Annotated in this window: 18 protein-coding genes and 1 pseudogene; 10 read left to right on the forward strand and 9 right to left on the reverse strand. The window is 51.2% G+C overall.

All coding sequences use genetic code 11. The features are described 5' to 3' along the window. Positions 1–44: 44 nt before the first annotated feature. The 6 genes and pseudogenes from MKO97_RS12305 to MKO97_RS12330 form a co-directional block, all read right to left on the reverse strand. Positions 45–6,629: pseudogene (locus MKO97_RS12305) on the reverse strand (PKD domain-containing protein); the annotation flags it as partial. 77 nt (positions 6,630–6,706) lie between these two features. After that, a complete protein-coding gene (locus MKO97_RS12310) occupies positions 6,707–6,940 on the reverse strand; it encodes a DUF4236 domain-containing protein (RefSeq protein ID WP_241103512.1) in 234 nt (77 codons plus the stop codon). 11 nt (positions 6,941–6,951) lie between these two features. Continuing rightward, a complete protein-coding gene (locus MKO97_RS12315; protein ID WP_241103513.1) occupies positions 6,952–7,269 on the reverse strand; it encodes a hypothetical protein in 318 nt (105 codons plus the stop codon). Between the two features lie 205 nt (positions 7,270–7,474). Further along, positions 7,475–8,134 carry a response regulator gene (locus tag MKO97_RS12320; protein WP_241103514.1) on the reverse strand — a complete coding sequence of 220 codons (660 nt, stop codon included), beginning with the start codon at positions 8,132–8,134 and terminating at the stop codon, positions 7,475–7,477. A gap of 3 nt (positions 8,135–8,137) precedes the next feature. Next, complete coding sequence (locus MKO97_RS12325) at positions 8,138–10,009, reverse strand: hypothetical protein (protein ID WP_241103515.1); 1,872 nt, start codon at positions 10,007–10,009, stop codon at positions 8,138–8,140. A gap of 48 nt (positions 10,010–10,057) precedes the next feature. Then, complete coding sequence (locus MKO97_RS12330) at positions 10,058–10,234, reverse strand: hypothetical protein (RefSeq protein WP_241103516.1); 177 nt, start codon at positions 10,232–10,234, stop codon at positions 10,058–10,060. A 322-nt stretch (positions 10,235–10,556) separates the two neighbouring features. On the opposite strand from MKO97_RS12330, the gene MKO97_RS12335 reads away from it, so the two are divergent. The 10 genes from MKO97_RS12335 to MKO97_RS12380 all read left to right on the forward strand — a co-directional run bounded on the left by MKO97_RS12335 (position 10,557) and on the right by MKO97_RS12380 (position 19,028). Further along, a complete protein-coding gene (locus MKO97_RS12335; protein ID WP_241103517.1) occupies positions 10,557–11,408 on the forward strand; it encodes a hypothetical protein in 852 nt (283 codons plus the stop codon). A 293-nt stretch (positions 11,409–11,701) separates the two neighbouring features. Further along, positions 11,702–12,529 (forward strand): hypothetical protein, encoded by an 828-nt coding sequence (locus tag MKO97_RS12340; RefSeq protein WP_241103518.1) that lies wholly within the window; start codon positions 11,702–11,704, stop codon positions 12,527–12,529. A gap of 150 nt (positions 12,530–12,679) precedes the next feature. Further along, the gene (locus MKO97_RS12345) at positions 12,680–13,105 is read left to right on the forward strand and encodes a hypothetical protein (RefSeq protein ID WP_241103519.1); all 426 of its coding nucleotides are present in this window, start codon (positions 12,680–12,682) and stop codon (positions 13,103–13,105) included. A gap of 68 nt (positions 13,106–13,173) precedes the next feature. Next, a complete protein-coding gene (locus MKO97_RS12350) occupies positions 13,174–13,734 on the forward strand; it encodes a hypothetical protein (RefSeq protein ID WP_241103520.1) in 561 nt (186 codons plus the stop codon). A 245-nt stretch (positions 13,735–13,979) separates the two neighbouring features. Then, complete coding sequence (locus MKO97_RS12355) at positions 13,980–15,053, forward strand: type I restriction endonuclease (RefSeq protein WP_241103521.1); 1,074 nt, start codon at positions 13,980–13,982, stop codon at positions 15,051–15,053. Between the two features lie 229 nt (positions 15,054–15,282). Then, complete coding sequence (locus MKO97_RS12360; protein ID WP_241103522.1) at positions 15,283–15,744, forward strand: hypothetical protein; 462 nt, start codon at positions 15,283–15,285, stop codon at positions 15,742–15,744. Positions 15,745–15,813: 69 nt separating this feature from the next. Further along, the gene (locus MKO97_RS12365) at positions 15,814–16,173 is read left to right on the forward strand and encodes a hypothetical protein (protein ID WP_241103523.1); all 360 of its coding nucleotides are present in this window, start codon (positions 15,814–15,816) and stop codon (positions 16,171–16,173) included. 120 nt (positions 16,174–16,293) lie between these two features. Then, entirely contained in the window at positions 16,294–16,746 is a 453-nt protein-coding gene (locus MKO97_RS12370; protein WP_241103524.1) for a T9SS type A sorting domain-containing protein, read from the forward strand. Positions 16,747–16,748: 2 nt separating this feature from the next. Continuing rightward, positions 16,749–17,795: a hypothetical protein gene (locus MKO97_RS12375; RefSeq protein WP_241103525.1), complete on the forward strand. Its 1,047-nt coding sequence runs from the start codon at positions 16,749–16,751 to the stop codon at positions 17,793–17,795. Positions 17,796–18,089: 294 nt separating this feature from the next. After that, positions 18,090–19,028: an alpha/beta fold hydrolase gene (locus MKO97_RS12380; protein ID WP_241103526.1), complete on the forward strand. Its 939-nt coding sequence runs from the start codon at positions 18,090–18,092 to the stop codon at positions 19,026–19,028. A gap of 902 nt (positions 19,029–19,930) precedes the next feature. Here MKO97_RS12380 and MKO97_RS12385 read toward each other — a convergent pair. The 3 genes from MKO97_RS12385 to MKO97_RS12395 form a co-directional block, all read right to left on the reverse strand. Further along, entirely contained in the window at positions 19,931–20,581 is a 651-nt protein-coding gene (locus MKO97_RS12385; protein WP_241103527.1) for a hypothetical protein, read from the reverse strand. Between the two features lie 108 nt (positions 20,582–20,689). After that, positions 20,690–21,199: a DUF4304 domain-containing protein gene (locus tag MKO97_RS12390; protein WP_241103528.1), complete on the reverse strand. Its 510-nt coding sequence runs from the start codon at positions 21,197–21,199 to the stop codon at positions 20,690–20,692. Between the two features lie 304 nt (positions 21,200–21,503). Further along, positions 21,504–22,049, reverse strand: a complete 546-nt coding sequence (locus MKO97_RS12395) for a hypothetical protein (RefSeq protein ID WP_241103529.1) — start codon at positions 22,047–22,049, stop codon at positions 21,504–21,506. Between the last annotated feature and the right edge of the window lie 262 nt (positions 22,050–22,311).

Raw genomic sequence — 22,311 nt, forward strand, 5'->3', positions numbered from 1 at the left:
TTATCCACCAAAAAGGTCACAAAAGCCGTGTAGACACAGCCAAAAGGATAGGTGACGGTTTGCTTCACCACATACTCCGCTTCCCTGACATAGGTGTGTATGGGGTTTTCATCGGTTGAAAAACTGCCGTCACCGAAATCCCATGCAATCGATTCCCAGTCACCCGTGGCCTGGTTGGTAAACTGTATCGGATCCTGTATGGAATAATACCCATAGGTTTGGTAGGCAATGGCATCCTGCGAGAAGCCGGCTTCACCCAATACCGGAATCTCGACATTGAAGGAATACTGGGTCGTACAGCCCTGTGCATCCACCACATCCAACACGATGGCGCCTTCCTGTTCCGTCTCCATTATTTCGTTATTGGCACCGCTTACGGTCCCACTCGACCATTGCAACTGGTACGGCGGCACGCCTCCCGTTACATTGGCGTGGAAGGTTTGTTTCACATAGCGCGTTTCACAGTCGAAATCCGATTGGGTGTCGACCACCGCTACCAAAGGCGGTTGGCGGTTCACGATGTAGGTAGCGGTTTTGGAACAGCCGCGTGCGTCGGTCACGGTGATACCGTAATTCCCGGCCGGAATCGCGGTGAGGTCTTCGGTGGTAGCCCCGTTCGTCCATTGGTAAGTAAAAGGTGCCGAACCGCCCGCTACCATCACGTTGATGGCTCCACTATTGGCATCGTTACAATCGAAGGCATTGGTAACGTTGGCCGACACTACAAGAGGTTGTGGTTCGACGAGGGTGAACGTTCGGGTAATGACGCAGGGCTTGGCATCGGTGATGGTCACGCTATACGTGCCCGGCCCGAGGTTGTTGCGCTGGGTACCCGCCGGACTCCCGTCTGACCAGGTCAACACGACCGGTGCGATACCGCCTACGAAATTCAGGTTGATGCTGCCATCGTTCGCGCCGAAGCAGGAAATCTCCCGCACGACGGGCGTCACATCGAACAAAGGCGCCTGGTCGACCACCACCGTAATGACCTTCGGACAGTTCGATGCATCGGTGATGGTGATGGTATAGGTATCCGCCGCCAGATTGTTCTGGAAGGTACCGGTGGCGAGGTTGCTCCAATTGACCGTATACGGTCCGGTTCCGCCGCTGATGGCCAGTGAAACCGAGGCATCATTGGCATTATAGCAACTCATAGGCGTTGTGGTGACCGCCACCTGTATGCCCGGCGGCTCGTTGAGGGTCACGGCAAGGGTATCGGTACAGCCCGACGCATCCGTCACCACCACCGTGTAGTTACCGGCGTAGACGGCGGAAAGATCCTGCTGGTTGGAGGTGAAACCGTTGGGGCCCGACCAGGCAAATTGGTACGGATTGGCTCCGGTCAAAGGTGTACCTCCCGTGGCGGTAATCGCAATGGCACCCGTGGCCGCCCCGTTACAAATGATGTCGGTTTTGGAGACGAGCGTAACGTCCAATACGGGTGGTTCGGTAATGGTGAAGACAGCCGTGGCCGGACCGCAATTGTTCACATCGGATACGGTCACTTCGTAGGTGCCCGGGGCCAGGCCGGCAATATCCTCAGTGGTAGCAAAAGGGGCCGTGTTTTTTGTCCACGCATACGAATACGGAGGCGTACCTCCGGTAATGGAAAGCGACACCGACCCGTCATTCGAGCCAAAACAGGTCGCGTCTTGTTCGGCATCCACGGTGATGGTCAGCAGATTCGGTTCCAGAATGGTGTAGGTCTCGCTGAGCGGACACCCGCCCTGATCGGTGATGTTGAGTGTATAGACCCCGGGCGCGAGTGCGTTGATGGACGGAGTGGATGCGGTGAAACCGGAAGGTCCCGTCCAACTGACCTGATAAGGCGCGCCCGTCGAAAACGGAATACCTCCGGTGATGGAGGTGGAAAGTGAACCGGCATTGGCCCCGAAACACGGACTGTTGACCTGCACTACATTCGACATGACCGACGGATTGACGGTGACCGTAACCGTAAAAGGCGTTCCGGCGCAACTGCCCGTAGTGGGCGTCACGGTATACACGGCGGTCGCCGGATTGGTAGTGGTGTTTTGCAATGCCTGGCTGATACTGGTTTCGTTCGAACCGGGAAGTGCGCCCGTGAGTGCGTTCGGAGGCGCTACCACCGGTGCGGGCCAACTGTAGGTCGTGCCGGCGGGTACGTTGTTCGTGCCGTTTGTGGTGGGCGACACCGAAAAAATGTTGCCGCTGCAAATGGTTTGGGACGCTGCCGCAATCGTCGCGAACGGATTGACGACTATCGTAGCAACCGTCGACACCAGGCTGCCACATCCGCCGGATGACAACGTCACCTCAACATAATAGTATTTGGTGCCCACCGACGTCACGACCGGTGTATAGGAAGCAGAATTGGTGCCTACGGGCGTGCCGCCCGATGCCGCATTACCGGGCGCTTCATACCACTGGTATTGCGGTGTGCCGATGGGATTGGAAACCGCTACGGTGAGGGCCGATGCGGACGTACCCAGGCAGAGCGTCTGTGACTGGGGTTGTGTTGATAGCGACGGGGAAGGCGTAACGATGACAGCGGCCGTGTTTGATACCACCGAACACCCTGGTCCGGACTGGGTAACCACACAGTAATAATACGTCGTACCCTGAGGCGTGGTCGGCGGCGAAAAAGTGGCGCCCGTAGCGACCGGAGAGCCTCCGCTAGTGCTGTTGGTGGCGTTGGCGAACCATTGGTAGGAAAACGTACCGATACCGTTGAGGGCGTTGACGGTCAACGGCGTGGGCGTGGCGTTTTGGCAGAGCGACTGGGTAGCGAGCGGCTGCACATCAATAACCGGATCGGGCACTACGGTGATGGCCGCTACATCGGTGGTAATGGTGCCACAGCCGCTGCCCGACAGCGTCACGACAGCGTAATAATAGTACGTACCCGGCGCGGTAAATACCGGCGGCAGGTAGCTTGACGATGTTGCCCCGCTGATGGGTTGTCCGCCCGAATTAGACGGTGTGTTGTGGGAATACCACTGCCAGGAGGGCGATCCGGTTCCGCCGGAGAACGAGGCCGTCAGCGATGTCGGTACCGTGGCCCCCACACAGATGCTTTGTGTGGCGATGGGTTGTGCGGTGAAAGCGGCCGCTCCGGTTACGGTGATGGTGGCAACCGCCGATGTGATGGTCGCGCATCCGCCTCCGCCGGGGAAGGTGGCTTCACAATAGTAGTAGAAAACACCCTGTGCCGAAACGACGGGCGTATAGGTCGACTGGTTGGTGCCTACGGGCGTTCCGCCGCCCGCGATGGCATCGGTGTCCTGGTACCATTGAAATGTAGGGGTACCCGCTCCGTTTGCGATGGTGACCGACAGTACGGGTGCGGTTCCGCCCTGGCAAATAGCGGCCGATTGGGGCGAGCTGCTAAAGGTCGGAGACGGGTTGACTGTCAATTGGGAGACCGCCGAAGTCGTTGCACAACCCGAGGCAGGCTGGCTCACCACGCAGTAGAACCAAAACGAACCCGTACCGGACGGTGAGGGCGTGTAACTGGCACCGGTTCCGACGGGCGTACCTCCTACTCCATCGTTGTTGATATCGCTATACCACTGATAGGAAAGGGCGCCTGTAGTGGGGGCGCCGGTGGCCGAAACCGTCAGCGTCTGCGGCGTTGCCCCCGAACAGATAGTTTGGGTGGCAATGGGTTGTGTGGTAATCTGCGGATCGGCCGTTACCTCAACAGTCGCGATGGCGCTTTGTGCGTTTCCGCAGCCGACACCGGAAGCCGTGACCCGCACGAAATAATAGCGGGTGCCTGGCGTCGTAAAAGGTCCGGGAGTGAAGGAGGCGTTGGTGGCACCCGAAAGCGCACTACCTACCGTATCGCTGGCGGAAGTGGCTTCGTACCATTGGTAGGAAACAGTGCCTGTGCCTCCGGAGGCCGTAACTGAAAGCGGCGGCGCCGTTCCGCCCACACAAAACTGTTGGGATGCCATGGGTGACGTGGTGATGGCTACCACAGGCACGACCGTAATCGTTGCGACGTTTGACTGCAGCGTCGAACATCCGGCGGACGCGGGCAGGCTGATCTGGCAGTAGTAATAATTGGTGCCCAACGTAGCGGGTGGCAGGTAACTTGCCGACGTACCATTGGAGGGTACCGGCGTGCCTACCCCACCCGACGTGGTGCTTACGAACCACTGGTAGGTGGCGCCCGTTGCATTGCTCAGCGCGACCGACAGGGTATTCGGTGTTCCGCCCTGGCAAAGCGTCTGGCTGGCGGGTTGTGTCAGGAAACCGGGTGCCGGATTGACCGCGATGGTATAGGTAACGGTTGGGCCCTGACAGCCCCCGAGTGACGGCGTGATCTGGTAGGTTACGGTGCCTTGTGAGGCGGCCGATGTCGATAATGTCTGGGCGGGAATGTTGCCGTTTCCGGATGGGAGGAAGCCTGTGATGCCTGCGGTAGCCGTGGCCGTCCAACTGAAGGTTGTGCCCGGCAATGAGGCGGTTAAGATGACGGGGGTGGTCGCTAATCCGGAGCAAACCGCCTGCGACAGCACCGTATTGGTAACGGCCGGACTGTTATTGACGGTAAAGGTTTGCTGTGCCGTGGTGGCGTTCCCGCATTCGTTCGACACCACGAGGGAGACCGTGTAAGTGCCGGGCGTACTGTAGGCAATGGCCGGGGGCGTGGCACCGGTGAAGGAAGCGGGCGTTCCTCCAGGAAAGGTCCAGTTGTAGGTGGGGGGTGTGGTGCTATCGGTACACCCCTGCACAGTGGCAACCGGCTGAATAGTGCCGGCTCCACAGATGGGTGGGATATTCTGTAGCGTCACTGTCGGCGGTCGTTTGACAATCACCTGTCGGGTCGTGCTTTGCGATCCGCAGGAATTCGACATCGTCAATTTGATGGTGTAGGTACCGGCGACGGTAAAATTGAACGAAGCATTCGGGGTAGTCTGTGGCGGGATGTTGACCGGACCTGATCCGCAGAAACCGGAGGCGTAGGACACTTCCCATAGATAACTCGGTGTCGTACATAATCCCGCTACCGGAGTGGTATTCGATGTCGTAACGGCCAACGGACCGCACCCTGAATTGGTAGTAACGGTAAAGGAAGGGGTTAGAGGGCCTTCGACGCAGATTTGCTTTGTGATATCATCATTCGTACATGTATTTGAAAGATCCCCGCCGGGCTGCAGCACCTGTAACTTTATAGAATAATTTCCCGGAACGGAGAAAACTACGCCCACGACATCTGTTCCATTAAGGTTTCCGCTTGATAAAGTCCAACCCGTCGAAGGTGTAATCGTCCACGTTCGATTGTAATTGGTTAGACAGTTGGTTCCATAGTATCCTTCCGTCAAATCGTCAAACGTAACAGGTGAACCAACGCAGTAGGATGCACTTGGACTTGCCGGACTGATGCTAAAATCCGCAACCGGCTTCTTTGTTGATGATACGAGGGTGGTGGGAGAATTTGAATCGCACGGATTTGTAATAGTAAATGTCACCGTGAACTTATTTCCGGAAAGTCCCATGCCACAGGAAGACTGCGTAAAATTATGGGTGATGGTAGTTGGTAGTGTGGCCTGCGTAAAAGTCTGAGGAGGAGAACCATCATTAACACTAAACTCATATTTCGTCCCCGGCGGGTTATTGAACGTTCCAGGGTCCACGTTCCAGGTGTAGCTGTATGGCACACAACTGTTTGCGTTTCCCGGAGAATCCAAATTACCTATGGGAGAATTTCCATTGAAGAATCTAAAAATTTTCGTTTTAGGACAACCTGATGCAGAGTTTGCCGTCAATGTTATTGTAAAGAAACCCAACGATGTATAAAGGTGCGTTGCAGAAGAAAATCCGCCCGGTAACACTTCCTGGTTACCATCTCCCCAGTTTACATTGTAATTAGTTATAAATGAGGAAGTAGATGACGTATTTACGGCTACGAACTGGTAGTTTGGGCTGGCTAATGTGGCTGTACAATTAACAAAAACGCCTTCCTCGTAATCCGGATTGAAAAAAGTAGCTCCGTTATTACTCTGTAGATCCAAAGCGACTTCAGGAGTCTGTTTGACTGTCACGACCTTTGAAATTGAAGACGTACAGCCCGTTGTAACATTCGTAACAGTAAGATTAACGGTAAAGTTTTGATTCCCATTACCTATCGCCTCAAATAGGAAAGAAGGGTTCGGTTGGCTCGATGTTCCCTGCCCCCCAAATGTCCAGGCATAGGTGTAGTTTCCAGGCGGCGAAACGGTCGAGTTAAAAGCTACTGGTAAATTAGCACACTGATTATTCGGAAACGTGAAATCAATGGTAGGTAGGGCATTTACAACCACCTGTACCGAAGCCGTTGCCGCCGTTGTACCGCTTCCGTCTGCCACCGACACCAAACTGTAGGTATTCACCAAAGCGGCCGTTGTTGGGACTTGTATCGTGGCCACACCGGCATTATTGGATGCAATCGTCTGGTTGGCGCCGTTGTTGATTTTGTAGGTGAAGGTATAGGGAGCAGTGCCTCCTGTTCCGGTAATCGTTACGACCGGTGAAGCACCGCCTACGCAAATGGGAGAACCCGTTACAGTGATAGTAGCCCCCGTCGGCGGCAATTCCTTACCATATACTAAAACAACGGCCAAAAGGGCCCATGCCCAGATTGCCTTTTGAAGCCCTTTCATGTTCGTTTTGTTACGATACAAATATCAGTACGTTAGCTGAATTGACAATACGTCATTTGCCGGATCTTATAGCAGCCTTACATCCACTGGCACACCACCCATCCTATTACGACCGCCACCACGAGCAGGCAACCGCTTCCTTTCCCGATTGTTTTACGGTACGATAGGCCTTTTATGCCCGTCCGGACGGAAAAACCCCGGTTGCTTACCGAACCGAATTTGGTACGGATACTGGGCGAAATACCCGATTTGCTGATGTTCAGCCCGATGTTCTTTCCCAATCGGATCCGGCGGTTGAATTGTAGTCCCATCGTCTTTTGCTTTAGTCTTCGTATTTACACAGGGTCAGCCCCACCCTTTCGGCATCGGTGACGGTTGTTGGCTCAATGTCTGCACTGCAGCGCCGGAGTCCGTGGCAATTTTTATTCAAATGGTAGCGCGTGGCACCCGAACTCTGGCACACCCAAACGGTTTGCTCTTCAGCAGTGGACGCTGTGGGTTCAGACGAAGTGACCGGTTCGGGTGTGGTGGTGGTCACCGTAACCGGGTTCTCGTGCGTGGTCGGAGTGGCGGTGGGCGTCTCCTTGCATGACGCGCACCCAATGCAAAGGCCTAACAGGGGAATCAGGATCTTTTTCATATAATGGGTTTTCGGCCCCGCCGCAGCAAGGCGCATGATACGAACCAGAAAACGAAAGGCCGGTGGGTAGTTTCTTTAAACCCCTTTAAAGTCCATGCCGTACAACCGACCTTCGTTTCTGTGTCAAACGTAGGCAAGCGGCAGACGGTTTCTTTACGGTTTTCCGTAATCGACTGAAAAATAGGGCAGAAAAAGGGGCGTATTCTTACATCAGACCCAACTCTTTGACTCTCAAAACGAGTTGGTTGGAGTTCCGGGCGTCAAAAATGAGTTTAAGCCGAGCGATTTTCTTCTCGACGCTGCTCAGCGACGACGCCGATTCACCTTTGGCTTTCAGTCGGGCGGCGATTTCTTCGTTTTTCAATCCTTCCGCCAGCAGCCGAAGCAGGGTCAGATCGTATTCGGTTACGTCGGTCAACGGCGTTCGCGTCAGCAGATTGGGGAATTGTGACGGCAGGTGGCGCTTCCCTCCCATCACGGTTTCTACGGCGGCCAACAATTCGCGGTTGCTGTCGCGTCCTTTGGTCACATAGCCATCGATGGCATACTTTTCAAAAAGACGGCGAAGGGCCGACAGGCGGTTCTCGACGGAATAGACGACAATGCGTACGTTGATGTTTTTCTCGCGGATGAGGGCCACGAGGTCTTCGCCTCCTTTGAGTTCCGAATCGCCGTTTCCGGGGTCGAATACCAAATCGGTCACGAGTAAATCGAAGGGTGCGCCGTCCATTGCCGCGCGCTGTAGTTTTAAATAGGCTTCCCGACAGTAGGCCACCTGGGTGACGTCTACCTCGCCTAACCGCCGAAAGAGCGTTTCGAGTCCGAGACCAATGCTGTCGATATCTTCTGCTACCAGGATCTTCATACGTTATAACGGAATAGTGAACGAAGCACGGAACCCTTTTCCGTCTTCAAATCCAAAGGTAAAGCGTCCTTTTACGACACGAATACGGTTTTCCACATTGCGCAGTCCATTCGGGCGCCGGGTGCCTTTTTGGGTGCCGTTGTCACCATAGTGTACCGACAGCGACCGGTTCTCTAGTCCGAATCGAAGGGTCACGAGCTGGGCGTCGCTGTGTTTCCGCATGTTGGTCAGCAGTTCCTGTATCACGCGGTAGACGACGATTTGTTTGGCGGCCGACAGGCGGTTCCATGGGACGGCGTCGAATCCGACGATGATCATTTGCGACTGGCCCTGGAACACTTCCATCAACTCGCGTAACTCGCCGGGGAAGCTGTCGCCGGTGGCAATATCGGCATTCGAATGGGCAATGTCGCGCGTACGTCCGTAGACCGTGTCGAGTCCTGAGAGCAGTTTTTCGCGATTGTGGTCGTTCGCCAGGTCGGCGGTCTCGGCGAAGGCCATCATTTTTGACAAATCGCCGGCCACTTCATCGTGCAGGCGGCGTGACAACCGGGTTTCGGCTTGGTAGGCTTCGAGTTGTTTTTGCTTTTTGAAGCGGTAGAAGAGGAAAATACCGACGGTCAGCAGCGACAGGGCAAACGACGCCCAGGCGATGCCGATCCATTTTTGCCGACGTTTTTCCTGCGCGAGTTGCTCGTTCTTTCGTTCGACCCGGGATTTTTCGTAGCGGATATGGGCAAACTCGTTGCGCGCACTACGGCGGAGCCCGCGAATACTGTCGTCTACTTTTGTGAGTGTGCGATAATAGCCCAGCGCTTCGTGGCCCGACGACAGGCGCCCGAGAAAGCGCAGGGCTTCGAGGCGGTCGTCCGGACGTTGCAGGCGGGTGGAAACAGCATAGGCTTTGCGCGCAAACTCCCTGCTTTGGGCCTGGTTTTTTGTTTGGTAGCATTCGGCCAGGTCCATATAGCTGGAAGCCAGTTCTTCTGACAGTCCGTTTTTCTCACGGAGATCAAGGGCCGCCAGCATATCGGCTTCCCCCTGGGTGGCGTTGGCGCAGAACCGGGCGTATCCGAGGTTCTTGAGCAATCGCGCCTGTTCGCGCGGGTACCGTTTTGTTTTGGGATCGTGGAGGCAGCGTTGCAGGCGTTGTATCGCTTTGTCGTATTCTTTGAGGCGGATGTGGGCGAACGCCACATTGTTTTCGTGGGTGAGCCGACGGTCAAAGGTGGTAGCGAACCGAAGCGATGCTTCAAAGTAATGAAGTGCCTTCCGCAGGTCGTCGCGACTGAGATAACTCTCCCCTAACAGGTCGTAGGCCGATTCGAATGAGGCGGCGTCGGCGGGGTCTTTTTCGTCGAGTAACGGAAGCGTGCCGGTTACGGTTTCTTCGCTTCCGCTGTAGTCGCCCGCCTCGTTTTCGAGCGTGGCCATCTGGAGGCGACCGTATACGATGTAGGCGGTGTCATGGGCTGCTTCCGCCTGACGGCAGAGGCGATCGTACAAGCGATAGACAGAAGCCGGCGACTGGTTGCCCGCGTCGTACATCGCGTTGAAGTAGCTGGTAAAACGAGGGTTGTTCATGCGCCGGATATCCGATCGGAATTCAGCCAGCCACCGTTCGTATTGCGCCGGGTCGCGGTCGTACGATTGCGCATAACGCTCGGATGCTACGACAAATAGCGCGCTGTCGTCTTGCTGTTGTTGGGTGAGTGCGCGCAGGCGGTTGAGTGAGGCCCATCGCTGTTGTTTGGGGCGCAGGGTATCGTTGGCGACCGTCCAGAGGCTGTCGCGGGTGTGTTCGTAGGCCGCGTGGTCGCGATCACGGCACGCCCATACGAACAGGACACAAAAAAATGGGGAATACCACTTCATACAAAGTACTATTCCCCGAAAGTAGTAATTTATGTCCACATCAAGCACTTACGGCTTGATTCCTCCTGGTTTTGGAGGCAGCGGCGGCACGTGTCCGGTGTCGCCACCGGTGTCGTCGGCCTGGGCCGGTGTGGGGTTGGTAACAGGGCCCGCGAGTCCGTCATCGGAGCAGGAAGCGAGCGTACAAAGGGCTATGATAGCTGAAAAAAAGATATACTTTTTCATTTGAATGGATGTAAAAAGTTGAACAAAAGGTTTCAGGGTCGGCAGGGCGCCGACGGGTACCGTCCGTAAGCTTCCGGACGGGTGCATGCTTTTGGGGAAGTGGCGGACCGTTACGACGCGGGAGTGGACTTCCCCATCCGTTCCGGTCGCAGGTCCGCCGGAGTTTGAAAACCATTTTGTACATTTGACCGGCTGCAGACCGGACCCGGGAACTGGTTTCCGAGGCAAAGTAACGGGCTGTAGATGCGGTAGTTGCAGCCGATTACCTGGAATTCCCACGATTACCCGCTCTTCTCACGATTACCCACCAATACCTGACGCAATGGATCGTTTTACCCATTACCAATCCGAAATCAGGAAGAAATATGAGGCTGTCCGGACAGGACCTTTATCCACTTACCTGGACCCGCCGGGGCAGGCAGGTCTTCGCGATCTGTGCTTTGAATTGTGCCGCGAGGCGAATGAAGCCGACCTGGATATCTACCTTCGATTTATGGGAGAGGCATACGACGCTACACGGCTACAGGCGGCACGCAAAAAGACGGAGCGATTTCGTGCTATTTCCAACTTTTTTAACGGCGCAACGGAGAAATTCACCGACAAAACAAATGCCGATATGGCGGCGCTGTTGGTGGATTTCCGGCCCCGGCCGTATTGGAAATACACGGTTCCGGAAAAAGAGGCATCCGTAAAAGCCGAACAGGGCACGTCGCCCGTGGCGTCTGTTACGGCAACTGAGTTAATGGACGCGCCGGTGGTTCCAGACCGCAGGGAACCAATAGATGGGGTAGTTCGACCACCGCGCAGAAAACGCGCCCTTATTGTGGTGGCGCTTTTGCTTTCAGGGATTGGGATTTGGTGGACGCTGGCGCAACGTGGCACCGGTTGTATGCAATGGCAGGGCGACCATTATGAACGGGTGGATTGCAGCGCGGACGGCAGCCAGGGAACCATCCTGGGTTTTGACGAGAGGCAATTCGCGGTGCGGAAGGTGAACGTTTGTGATACGACGACGTTTTTCCGCGGGGGAAAACCCATACTCTGGTATTTGAAGCATGACAATACGTATGACTTCTTTGACCATCCGGGTTATCATCCGGAATTCATTAACCGCCCGTTGAAGCCGGTGTCGCGGTATATTGCGAGGAAGAGGGAATTAGGAGTTAGGAATTAGGAGTTAGGAGTTGGGAAGTTGGGAAGTTGGGTTTTGGGTTTTGGGTTTTGGGTTTTGGGTTCTTGGTTCTTGGTTCAGGTTCGAGGGTTGAGGGTTGAGGGTTTTGGTGGCGGATGAAAGAAAAGAGTAGTTTTGCTACGTAGCAACCATATTCTCCTCAACTATGAACTATGAACTATGAACTATGAACTATGAACTATGAACTATGAACTATGAACTATGAACTATGAACTATGAACTACGAACTATGAACTATGAACTACGAACTATGAACTATCAACCAACACCCCTTCATGCTCAAACGCCTTTTCCTTGTAAACACTGACGATAGCCGCCACTGGGTGCGGATGGTGCTTTGGTGGGAATTCCGACGTCCTCTGTATAACATCTTACTGGTGCTTTTTGGGATCCTTTCCCTGACACTGCTGTCGTATATCGTAAAAGACCTTTGGTCGTTCTTTTCCGACTTTTTCCTGTTCTATCTGGCGACGGCGGTCTTCCTGCTGCTGGCCAATGTGCTGTATACGGGTGGGTGGATTTTCCAACTCCTCACCCGAAACAGTCAGCGTGCGTTTATCAGACGGATACGCCCCCGTCTTTTTGTATATGGCCTGCTGTTTTCATTTGGGGTCGAACTGTTGCCCTGCCTGTTGGCGGGTGGTTACAGCCTGATCACAGGTGAACGGATACAATCGCCATTTGCTGATTTTGCCACTCATCAGCCGGATGCAAACGACATCGTGGGCACATATGTAATTGCCGACGCGTCACGGAAGCAACTTCACCTACCGGACAGCGTTTCGGGTAAAACCGTAATCCGGTTCAACGCTGACAAGACCTTTGCCTTCCGGTATTTTCCGCATCACGGTTCCGGCAGCGGGCTATCGGATTATGAACTCGTGAATGCCTCGGGGAAGTGGGACGTGGCAGAAGACCAGGGCAGTTGGGTAATCCCGATGGACTATGACACGATCATGAGGCTGCGAACCGGGGAAACGGATTCTTCGGGACTGTCTGACCTCAATAGCTTTCATATCAACAACGACGCTCCTCCGTATACGATCTATATCGTGGTGGGCGACCCTGACAGTTGGGAAGGGATTACGTTGGAGAAGCGGTAAAAATGGCGGGGATCCTGAACGTGACTATAATCGAACACGATCGTAGGGAACGTTATTTTTGCAGTGGGGAAAATTGTATCTTAGGGACGTTATATGGTTTGTCTATACAGCCTTTGTTGCGACTACTACGACACCTAATGGATACCCACTATGGAAATCGATAAACAAGAACTCCTTCACCCGCTGGTACAGATCGTGTATTACGCACTATTGGCGGCCTTGCTTGCCGCGCCCTTACCCGCGGATGTTCCGTTTATCTGTAGTGCCCCCTACTTTTTCACGGCGATGTTGTGTTTTGATTTGGGGAATCTGTCGGTTTCGGTGCGTTTGCGAAGGGGACATATCGTCAAAGGCCTTTATGTGAACCCACTGGGCTTTATCACGGTGCGATTTCGCCTTGCAGTATCGGACATACAGGAATTGACACTGCGGCAGAATGCGGAGCTTTACTTTGAACTCATCGCCCTCACCCCTACACACGAAGCCGTGGTACTGAAAACGATGGCTAACCGGATTCCGGCGGAGCAGGAATGGGAGAAATGGAAAGCGCAACTACTAAAAGTGACGCCGGTTTGACCTCTCATAGCGAGGCTAAGCGTATGCTCTTTTTGCATTCGTTTTAATTTACTCCCATTCAGCGCCACGTGACACGAAACCACTACATCCTCTGGCTTTGCCTCACCTTCGCCCCTATCGTTTGTGCGCAGGGTGGTATGCTGCCTGTGGGTTCGAATGCCGATGCACTGGCGCAACGTATCCGGGAGCGCGACAGCAGTAAGATCGGCACGCGGCTGCCCTTCTTTACGGCAAGCGAATCAGACGACAGTGTTTTCTATAGCGGTGCTACCAAACGTGTCACCCTGTATTATTTTTGGTACGATTGTGGCGATCCCTGCACGGCTGCCTTTGACGGGCTCAACGACCTGCAGCAACGCTATGCGGGCAAAGCCGACTTCATCGCGGTCACCTACCTCAGCAAGGCCCAACTGGCCGATGTGCTGACCGAACGACCGCTTCACTTCCGCCATTGTCGGACGACACAGGACGAGCTCGACAGCATCGGACTCTCGAACGGCTATCCTTTCACCCTGATCACAGTCGATGGCGTCATTGTGTACTGTACATCGGGTGGTCCTACTACTCCGGCTGCCGTTGAAAAACGGAGAGAAGCGTATGAGGAGGTGTTACGGGTGTATTGTGAGTGAAGGGCGCTTAAGGTCATCCCTACGCGTAGTTTACCTCAAAACCCTCCCGATTCTTTTTCGACGTTCTGCAGCCACAATCCGACAGATAGAGAATCGCCTTATATTATCAATCCGATGCTTGCAGCGACCTTGTAAAGAATTCAGGCAAGCCGCTGCTAATCAGAAACGGAGCTTAGATTGTTTTACAGCCACAGAAAGTTAGTTCAATAATTTTTCATAATTTCGACGAACCAATTCAAAACATCATGGAGCAAACCGATTTGAGACTCAAGCTAGAACAACTTCACCAACGGGTTGACTCTCTTAAAGATCAGATAAATACCGAGGAGGCTACTAAGAACGCTTTTGTAATGCCATTTATACAAATACTGGGGTATGACATCTTCAATCCGACAGAGGTGATACCGGAGTTTATTTGTGATATCGGCACTAAAAAAGGAGAAAAAGTAGATTACGTCATCAAAAAAGACGGTGAACCCATTCTAATAATCGAGTGTAAGCACTGGAAGCAAAATGCTGACGCACATAATTCCCAACTCCATAGATATTTTCATGTCTCGAAGGCTCGATTCGGTGTACTGACGAACGGTCATATTTACAATTTTTACGCCGACCTGGAAAAGCCAAATATCATGGATGAGAAACCGTTCTTCACCCTTGATTTGTCAAATCTAAAAGATGCGAGTTTGAAGATTTTGGAGAATTTCACAAAGACGGGTTATAGTCTTGAGAATATTCTCGACTCTGCTGAGGCGCTTAAGTACATTAAAGCAATTCGAAACGAGTTTGAAAAAGAGCTTCAAGATCCATCGGAACAGTTGGTCAAAATGCTGGTAAGCCGTTTTTTTGACAAATCCCTTACCGCTCCTCGTCTGGCGACATTCCGCGAGTATACTAAGAAAGCATTTTCCAACTCGATAAATGAATCCATAAACTTTCGATTAAAAAACGCTCTGAATATGAGCGAAACGGTGCCAACGAAGACCCAAACGGCAGCCTTAATAGATGAAAATGTTGAAATTCCTAAATTCGTAACTACAGAAGACGAAATGGAGGGTTCTCAAATTGTAAAGGCCATACTACGCGAAGTGCTACCGGCTTCACGCATCGCCTTCCGGGATACCCAGTCTTACTTCGGCATTCTTCTCGACGATAACAATCGTAAGCCGCTTTGCAGGTTACATTTCAATTCTGCTAATAAATACATTGAACTTTTCCAGAACGGAAAGGACAATGGAGAGAAAAAAATCTTGACATCGCTTGAAGATATCTACAATTACAAGAAAGAACTGCTGGCCACTGTCGGTAATTACGAATAGACTTATTTAACATACTTTGGGGCCCGTTTGGAACGATAATGGGAGAAAACCGAAGGACTGTTACTCTGATCCCTAAGATTTGCAGTCCACACTCGTAATGACGATAGTGTAGAATACACCTAGTATCCAACATGATGTGCAAGCAAGGCAGGACGCACAGAATTTATTAGAATTGGTAGGTACGGGCTGCAAATCCACGACCCTCAAAAGAATACTATAACGACAAATAATGGCGTCGGCATTTTGGACACTGGAAGACGGACGAGGCATGGCAAAGCGTTGGGCCTTGATGTCGGAACTATTGGAACTGATTACGCGCGAATTAAAGGAAATCGAGGGTGCGGAAGCGTTCTATGACTATCTGGAACGGCTCATATTCAGGGAAGAAAACGGTGATATCTATAATGGCTACGGTGGTTTTTATCGAAAAGACGAGTGCTTTACGCTTAATTTCGACTTGCGTTCGTTTGCCCCCAAAAACCGTGATTATTTTTGGCGGGCCACACAACGCGCCCTAACGCGACTAAAAATCGAGAACGACCCATTGCGGAAGGGAGACGAACTTCTATTGACGCAACTCCTGGATATGCACAAGCGAATAAAACAAGGCGAAGACCCCATGATTCTAAACTTTTATGACATCGTCGAACCCGACCCGCAAGAGAAACTTGGGCCTGGATGGGAAGTTTAGACTTTTGATGCTGAATTAAATATGGAAACACAGTTTGTTATCCATACCCAACCGGTTACCACTATTAGTATGAAACCCCTTTACTTTCTGTTTTTCCTAAGTTCTTTTCTCCTCCAACGCAACGATCTTGTATATGAGAAAGACAATCTAAGAATTGAAGTCGTCATCGACAAGGGCGGTAAGAATCTGGTGTACGGAAAACGTTCGGTGCTGACATTTTTTCTAAAGAACGTAAACCCCGGATCACTGCACATTATCGGGCTGGGCCTGAGACCCCTACCTGAGCATTATCCCAACAAGGTGCGACTGGAGATTACGCCGGATGCGAAAAGCAACTATGAGAAAGACGAACTAAAAATGACTATCAGTCTTCCGGCTAACGGGAAACGGCGTATTCATACGTTCTACATTCCGATAACGCGAGAATGAAACTGGAAACTTTGCAAAACTCAAAACGCAACCCTCAAAACGCAACCCTCAAAACCCAAAACTTCGGCCCACTTTCCCTTATATTTGCCCTTCCTACTCCTTTATAACAAGGCGCTATTGATGAAAACTACCCTACTGTTTCCGTTCCTGCTGCTGGCTGCCACATCCGTTGCGTCGGCACAAACGATGTCGGCCACCAATACCGGCGCGCTTTCCACCAACCAACTCATCTACTCGGTGGGCGAGGTTTTTGTCGTTCCGACCAATGCGAACCAGGCAAGTTCGGGATTGATCGGCGCGGTGTCGCGCATTGAGTTTACCTCATTGTCGATTGACGAGATCGACACGGCCGACCGGGTGCGGTTTTACCCGAATCCGACGTCGGGTTCGCTGTTTCTGGATATAGCCGAAGGCAGCGTCCGCCAGGTGTCGGTCTTCGACCTGTCGGGCAAATGCCTCGAAACCCAAACACTGCAAAACGGCCGGCTTGACCTGGGGCACCTCCCGACGGGCACCTATCTTATTGTAACGGATAATACACAACTTTCCCCTTTTAAAGTACTAAAACACTAATCATGAGGATTCTTTCTACTCTTTTACTTACTCTTTTCATTTCCTTGCAACTGTCGGCACAGGCCCCGCAGGGTATCAGTTACCAGGCCGTGGCGTTCACTACTTCCGGAAACCCGGTCATCAATGGCAACGTCGGCATTAAAGTCAGTATCCTTTCGAACTCGGTTTCGGGTCCGGTGGCGTACGCCGAAACGCATACAAAACCCACCAATGCACAGGGACTTTTCAACCTTAACATCGGACAGGGTACGCCGGTGACGGGCACGTTCGCGTCTATCGACTGGCAAAACGGGAGCAAGTTCCTGAAGGTGGAGGTTGACCCCGCCGGTGGCACGAACTATACCATCATCGGTACCAACCAACTTATGAGCGTGCCGTATGCCCTGTATGCGGAAAAAGTGAACTACGACGCGCTGCCGCAGACCATCAAGGCAAAAAGTAATACGAGCAAAGTGATCGTCATCTATACGAACAACATGGCGTACGGCTTTTATCAAAACAACAACTCAAGCGGGTATTGGGAAACGCAACCCCTGAGCGGCACACCACTGGGCGCCATCGCTACGGATACGAATATCGTCGTCTACACCACGACGAATGCCTACGGCTTTTACCAGAACAACGGATCTTCGGGCTATTGGGAGGCGCAAAGTTTGAGCGGAACCCCTATAGGCGCGGTGGCTTCCAATAAGAATATCGTGGTCTACACCACTACCGGGGCCTACGCCTTTTACCAAAACAACAACTCTTCCGGTTATTGGGAAACGCAGTCGCTGAGCGGAACGCCGCAGGGCGCCGCGGCGTCTAACGACAATATTGTGGTGTATACCAACAATACGGCCTACGCTTTTTACCAAAACAACGGCTCATCCGGATATTGGGAACCGCAAAGCCTTAGCGGGACGCCAAAGGGCGCGATCGCTTCGAAAAGTACGATTATGGTGTATACCACGAATACAGCCTATGGTTTCTACCAAAACAACGGTTCTTCGGGTTATTGGGAGCCGCAGAGTTTGAGTGGGGCGCCGGTTAATGCGGTGACGAAGTAGCGGGTGGAGGAACGGAGGAATGGAGAAACTGAGGAACTGAGTAACTGAGGAACTGAGAAACTGAGAAACTGAGGAATTGAGGAACGGAGGAACGGAGGAACGGAGGAACTGAGTAACTGAGGAATTGAGGAATTGAGGAATTGAGGAACTGAGGAACTGAGGAATTGAGGAATTGAGGAACTGAGGAATTGAGGAACGGAGGAACGGAGGAATTGGGAGCGCACAAACCGCTTCGGAACTGTAACATCCTCGATGTATGGCGACTTACAGGGAATCATCAATCAATCAATCATCATGAAATCCCTTCTCTTATCTTTTCTCGTGTGCTGGCTGTTGGCACCCGGCCTGGTGCAGGCACAAAATACCCCGAATTCTTTTGTTTCGGTGGATAACCGTAAAATGGCCTACAAAGTAGTCGGGCTTGAAAACCGGAAAGCCGGGCAACCCATTATCGTTTTTGAAAGTGGACTCGGGATGGGCGGTGGTAATTTCGAGCCGGTCTTTGCCCATTTGCCGAAAGACGCCTGTTACGTTGTGTATGACCGCAACGGCCTGGGCGAATCGGAAGCCGACGACCGTTTGAAAACCGATACGGATGTGGTGGAAAAGCTGCACCGCATGCTGCAACAATTACACTTAAAAGCGCCGTACCTCTTGGTAGGCCACTCGTTGGGAGGCCCGTTTATCCGTCTTTTCGCCTCGCGGTACCCCCAGGAAGTAGCCGGGATGGTGTTTATCGATCCTACCGATTTTATGCTTACCCCGGAACAGAATGAGACGGCGCGCCAAAAAGCAGAAAGCGCCATCGGCTACCGCGAACTCTGGCCCAAAATGCTGACAGAAATGAGCGCCGACGCCAACATGCCTGAGGGCGTGCGTATGGAAACGAAACGTGAACTCAGTGGAAGTACCCCTTCTTTTTTCCATGAATACCAAAACCTGGCTCCCCTCCCTGATATTCCGGTTGCGGTTTTGATTGCCTACAACCGACGTATTGAAAAGTTTGAAGAGGAAACGTCGATACGATGGGGCATCAAGCTCCGCCCCTGGATGGATGCGTTCGATAACGTCCGGATCGAGAACTACTCGGGCATGATCCAGAAAAACCGGAATTCATTTGTGCTGTTGCTTCCTGAATACAGCCATGGCATCCACAACCAGGATCCGGAGTTGGTCGCGGCGATGATTGGACGGGTGCTGAGGAATGGAGGAATTGAGGAATTGAGGAACTGAGTAACTGAGGAACTGAGTAACTGAGGAACTGAGGAATGGAGGAATGGAGGAACTGAGTAACTGAGGGATTGAGGAACTGAGCAACTGAGGAATGGAGGAACTGAGGAACGGAGGAATTGAGGAACTGAGGAGCGGAGTACTGCCTACCGCGCACCCCTCCGATGGCAGGCGGGTATACTAAAAACACCTTTCAAACATTACCGCGAAGTCGGAGACGTTCGCGGAGCTTAGTGCTTCGGGGAGATGTTGCGGAGCGGGAATTCGTTTGTGCTGTTGCTTCCTGAATACAGCCATGGCATCCACAACCAGGATCCGGAGTTGGTCGCGGCGATGATTGGACGGGTGCTGAGGAATGGAGGAATGGAGGAATTGAGGAACTGAGGAACTGAGGAACTGAGTAACTGAGGAACTGAGGAACTGAGGAATGGAGGAACTGAGTAACTGAGGGATTGAGGAACTGAGCAACTGAGGGATTGAGGAACTGAGCAACTGAGGAATGGAGGAACTGAGGAACGGAGGAATGGAGGAATGGAGGAATGGAGGAATTGAGGAACTGAGTAACTGAGGAACTGAGTAACTGAGTAACTGAGGAACTGAGGAACTGAGGAATGGAGGAACTGAGTAACTGAGGGATTGAGGAACTGAGCAACTGAGGGATTGAGGAACTGAGCAACGGAGGAATGGAGGAATGGAGGAACGGAGGAATTGAGGAACTGAGTAACTGAGGAGCGGAGTACTGCCTACCGTGCACCCCTCCGCTGGCAGGCGCGGGTATACTAAAAACACCTTTCAAGCATTGCCGCGAAGTCGGAGACGTTCGCGGAGCTTAGTGCTTTGGGGAGATGTTGCGGAGCGGGTGTAGTTAGCAGGTGGGTCTTTTTTGCCCGTCATTTGTTGTCACGTTATGTATTTTGCATTGTGTAGCACATTGTCTTTGTTGTCGGCTCAATGAAAATGTATAAATTTCCGTCACACCAAAAATTTAGTTTTTCGAAGTATTCTGCCATCCCATCTGACGGAACCACATTACTAAATGTCGATTTAATTTCACTGAAACTTCCTAATTGACATAAAAATTTCATAGGCTTTCCACTTTTCGGACATATTGGGATTTCAGGATCTTGTAACCAGTCTGGCTGTCCACAGATTCCTATACTATTATATTCGTCAATTTCTTCTTTCTCTTCTAAACGTACCCTCACACCTTCCCAAATTATCTTAGAATTTTTGTCAATTTCGTCAAACGCACTTGTCGAGGAAGCGGTGTCAATTGGGTCAATAATTGTCGGTTTGTTTGGATTGGTATAGTCAAGGAAAACGGAATATTCATCTGTGTAAATGGGATGAATTAAGTGCACTTTGAATGGTAGCCAGGAAAATATTGGGTCAGTATTATCAATAAAGCCCAAATATTGAAATCCTGCCATAAATTCATTTGCCGGGATCGTAAAGTCTTGTGGCGCTTCACCCCCAATTTGATGTTTTCCGTTTTCGTCTCTTACTATTTCGTATTGCACTTTTTTAGTCTTAAAAAGCTTGTCAAATAGTCCCATATGGCTCTTTTGTGTGTCGGTTTTAGAATGACTGCTACTGTTTTGCGGCTCAAACGCAATGCGCCAGGTTTGGAAACCGAATATTCCCCCGCTGGCGTATTCTTGTCTTCACAGTGCTAAAAGCTTATTTTCTGTAATTACTTTTTTCAGATTGTCACCCCAAAAAGCAATGTTGCCAAACCGGTCTACACAATCTTGAAGTGTATTCAATTTGTCTAAAGTCGGCAAAATGTGATTTTCAAAGTCCGATTTAAGTTCCGCTACAAAGTCATTCAAGTCCGTTTGCTCAGTCAAAACATAGCCCGTTTTGCTTTTAAATTTATACTCCTGTCGGCTGTCTGGCAAATACGAATTTTCTCTGAGATAAACCGTCAGGTCGTAAACTGTCGGCTTCTTTTTCTCGGTGTCGTTCATAGTAGCTTTTAATGCAACACCGATATTGAAACAAAAGTCAACGCTGTCCTTACTGTTCCAAGAGAAATTCTGTAAGTTGATTACCGTAAAGAAGTCGCCTTTTTCTTTCCACCAAGTTTGTCCACTAGTCCGATAACCGAAATTTTTCAAAGCAGGCTTCAAATACGTCTTGATAAACTGAGTTTGTTTTTCTTTTGCCGTCATTTCTGGTGTCAATGTTTTGTGTCGCTCTGCTTGCCTTATAGGTTCCACAAACATTCGCATATCCCTCCTGCATCATCCGCATACGCGAGGTTTGTAGTATCGCACTGTTCTCAACGGAGAAAAGGCTACAACGACGTGCCCCCTGGTACGAAAAACCCACAGCCATAGTTGCGGGTTTGCTCTTTCCTTTCGGGAAAGGGTTGAAAATACGAATTTGCGGGGAAAAACTGGCACCTATTTATAAGTAGGCACGAGCGTGACGCTCGCCAGCGGGGGCATTGCGGGTAGCCGCTTAGCTGTAGCTTTATTTAAGACCAATTTTAAAATAAAGAGATTCTAAAGATTGCCTATTTAAGAAAATGTCAGTTGCTATAAACGGCTCTGCTTTCGTATACCTGTCTTCAAGTATTATTGATGGATTTATATAAACCGAACTTGAAAAAACCTTCCCATTTGATAAAATAACGTTTGACCAAAGTGTCTGAAAATATTGATGTTCTACATTTGCGGAATCAAATAAAGTTATTATTTCTTCCCTACTTATTGTTGCTGTCCAAATATCGCTTTCACTTAATTTTTTTTCAATTCCTAAGTTCTTTCTTACAATTATTGTTTGATAATCGTTCATAGAACCAATACCGATAGAATATGCAATAATTGTCGCCGGTTTAGTACTAATATTGCAAATGCTAATTCTAATATGATCAAAGGGCTCATCACTAGTACCAATAACACTTAGTTTTACTTGCTCATCTTTCTTATACTTTAGAATTGTAAAAACTGCAAGTAATGTAGAAAGTCCTGCACCCCAAATTGTTAAAAAAAGTTCTATGGTTTCTTTAGTGTTCATAACAGTTACAGCTAGCTAATTTATAGATTCAACAAACATTCGCCTATGCCTCCTTCATCATCGCATACGCGAAGTTTGTAGTATCGCACTGTTCTCAAACGGCGAAAAGCTACCACCACGTGCCCCCTAGTACGAACATCCCACACCAGAGTTGCGTGTTTACTTTTACCTTTCGGGACAGGGTTGAAAATACGAATTTGCGGGGAAAAACTGGTACATATTTATAAGTAGTTATGAGCGTGAGGCTCGCCAGCGGCGGTTG

This window comes from Flavobacterium sp. HJ-32-4, assembly GCF_022532105.1.
In the GTDB taxonomy this organism is placed as follows: domain Bacteria; phylum Bacteroidota; class Bacteroidia; order Flavobacteriales; family Flavobacteriaceae; genus Flavobacterium.